General features: G+C 69.5%; 4 protein-coding genes. 2 read left to right on the top strand and 2 right to left on the bottom strand.

Going from position 1 to position 2335, the window contains the following annotated elements; genetic code table 11:
- Positions 1–29: 29 nt before the first annotated feature.
- A complete protein-coding gene (locus tag StrepF001_RS44985) occupies positions 30–311 on the bottom strand; it encodes a hypothetical protein (RefSeq protein WP_129803842.1) in 282 nt (93 codons plus the stop codon).
- 22 nt (positions 312–333) lie between these two features.
- Positions 334–1137, bottom strand: a complete 804-nt coding sequence (locus StrepF001_RS44980) for a PspA/IM30 family protein (RefSeq protein ID WP_129803841.1) — start codon at positions 1135–1137, stop codon at positions 334–336.
- 258 nt (positions 1138–1395) lie between these two features.
- Here StrepF001_RS44980 and StrepF001_RS44975 point away from each other — a divergent pair, with 258 nt between their 5' ends.
- Positions 1396–2025: a DUF3043 domain-containing protein gene (locus StrepF001_RS44975; protein ID WP_129803840.1), complete on the top strand. Its 630-nt coding sequence runs from the start codon at positions 1396–1398 to the stop codon at positions 2023–2025.
- A gap of 56 nt (positions 2026–2081) precedes the next feature.
- A partial coding sequence (locus tag StrepF001_RS44970) for a methyltransferase domain-containing protein (protein WP_129803843.1) occupies positions 2082–2335 on the top strand: 254 nt, incomplete at its 3' end.

Genomic DNA, 2335 nt, shown 5'->3' with positions numbered 1-2335 from the left:
GGGGGAGGCACGAATGCCCGCGGCCAGGTTCACCCGCCCGGGATCAGGCCGTCGTCGCTGAGGAGTTCGCGGACCTCCTCCAACGTCGCGTCGGGGGACGGGAGGATGAGTTCCGATGGTTCCAGGGAGTCGTCGGGGAGCGGGTCGCCCAGGTTGCGGACCGTGGTCAGGAGGGCCTGGAGGGTGCGGCGGAAGCCGGGGCCGTCGCCGTTCTCCATTTCGGCCAGGAGTTCGTCGTCCAGCTTGTTCAGCTCGGTGAGGTGGCTGTCGGCCAGCCTCACCTGCCCCTCCCCCATGATCCGTACGATCATGTCGCCCTCCTCGGCGTGGGCCCTACTGCTTGTCGAAGCGCGGGGTGTCCTGCGGCTGCTGCTGGGACTGCTCCTGCGACTGGCCCGTGCCGCCTTCGATGGCCTGCTGGCCACCGGAGGTGCCTCCCGCCAGCTCCGCCTTCATGCGCTGCAGTTCCAGCTCTACATCCGTACCACCGGAGAGCCGGTCCAGCTCGGCCTGGATGTCGTCCTTGGCCATGCCGGTGGGGTCGTCGAGGGCGCCGGAGGCGAGGAGTTCGTCGATCGCGCCGGCGCGGGCCTGGAGCTGCGCCGTCTTGTCCTCCGCGCGCTGGATGGCCAGACCGACGTCACCCATCTCCTCGGAGATGCCGGTGAACGCCTCACCGATGCGGGTCTGGGCCTGCGCGGCCGTGTACGTCGCCTTGATCGTCTCCTTCTTCGTACGGAAGGCGTCGACCTTGGCCTGGAGGCGCTGCGCCGCCAGGGTCAGCTTCTCCTCCTCGCCCTGGAGCGTCGCGTGCTGCGTCTCGAGGTCCGTCACCTGCTGCTGGAGCGCGGCGCGGCGGGACAGCGCCTCGCGGGCCAGGTCCTCGCGACCCAGGGCCAGCGCCTTGCGGCCCTGGTCCTCCAGCTTGGTGGACTGCGACTGGAGCTGGTTGAGCTGCAACTCCAGGCGCTTGCGCGAGGTCGCGACGTCCGCGACTCCGCGGCGCACCTTCTGGAGCAGCTCCAGCTGCTTCTGGTACGAGTAATCGAGGGTCTCGCGCGGGTCCTCGGCCCGGTCAAGGGCCTTGTTCGCCTTCGCGCGGAAGATCATCCCCATACGCTTCATGACACCGCTCATGGGCTTCGCGCGCCCCCTTCTGACGTCCAGCTCCAGCTCTGCGACAGAACCCACAGTACGGGCCCTGCATCCATTGACGCACTGTTCGGGGACGGATGCGCTCATCCCCGAGGACGACTGAGTACGCTCCTGCTCCGGCGTAGGGAGTAGGTGGTCCCCGGGTATGCCCCGAGGGGACCCGAGGGCGTACACATCGTCCCCTCTGTCCCCTTACAGACGACTGGTGTTGCGGGATCGTTCCCCGCGGGACTGGGGTCCATGCCCCGGTACCCCGTACCCTTGGGTTTTGTGTTCCGTAGCCGTGCCAAGGAAGAGAAGGCCGCAGTCGCCGACAAGGCGTCGCTGACCGACTCCAAGCAGACCCGTGACCCGCAGGCCCCGAAGGGCCGGCCGACGCCCAAGCGCAGTGAGGCCCAGTCCCAGCGCCGCAGCGTCGCCAATACGTCGATGACGCGCAAGGAGGCCGCCAAGCGGCAGCGCGAGGAGCGCCGTGCCGCGCTGGACCGGCAGCGCCAGGCGCTCGCCTCAGGCGACGAGCGGTATCTGCCGGCGCGGGACAAGGGGCCGGTCCGCAAGCTGGCGCGCGACTTCATCGACTCGCGGTTCAACATCGCGGAGTTCTTCCTGCCGATGGCCGTGGTCATTCTCGTGCTGAGCATGGTGCGGGTGCCCGCGCTGCAGACCATCGCGCTGCTGCTGTGGCTCGTCGTGATCGTGCTGATCGTGCTCGACTCGTTCGTCACCGGCTACCGCCTGAAGAAGCGGCTCGCCGAGCGCTTCCCCGACGACAACAAGCGCGGTGCGGTCGCCTACGCGCTGATGCGCTCCCTCCAGATGCGCCGACTCCGGCTGCCGAAGCCGCAGGTCAAGCGCGGAGAGCGGCCCTGAGCGCGGCTTCGTTCTCCGGGGGTGCAGCGGGTTCCTGGCTCAGCGGTCTCGACGGGCTGCGGGATGTCGTATCACTGGAACTGGTGGCCCGGCAGCTCGACGAGCAGATAGCCGGGCGGTTCCCGGTCGGGCAGCGGCTGCGGGTGCTCGACGTGGGAATGGGCCAGGGGACACAGGCGCTGCGGCTGGCCCGGGCCGGGCACAAGGTGACGGGGATAGAAAAGGACTGCGCGATGCTGTCCGCGGCGCGGGCGGCGCTCGCCGCGGAACCGGAGGGGATCCGGGAGCGGGTGCGGCTCCTCGAGGGGGA

Source organism: Streptomyces sp. F001, from assembly GCF_004187715.1.
Taxonomy (GTDB): domain Bacteria; phylum Actinomycetota; class Actinomycetes; order Streptomycetales; family Streptomycetaceae; genus Streptomyces; species Streptomyces flavusporus.
This window is presented reverse-complemented; position numbering and strand designations above follow the sequence as displayed.

Excerpts from the sequence above, each read along its gene's own strand:
- StrepF001_RS44985 (WP_129803842.1), bottom strand. The coding sequence starts at position 311 with ATGATCGTACGGATCATGGGGGAGGGGCAGGTGAGGCTGGCCGACAGC.
- StrepF001_RS44980 (WP_129803841.1), bottom strand. The coding sequence starts at position 1,137 with ATGAGCGGTGTCATGAAGCGTATGGGGATGATCTTCCGCGCGAAGGCG.
- StrepF001_RS44975 (WP_129803840.1), top strand. The coding sequence starts at position 1,396 with ATGCCCCGGTACCCCGTACCCTTGGGTTTTGTGTTCCGTAGCCGTGCC.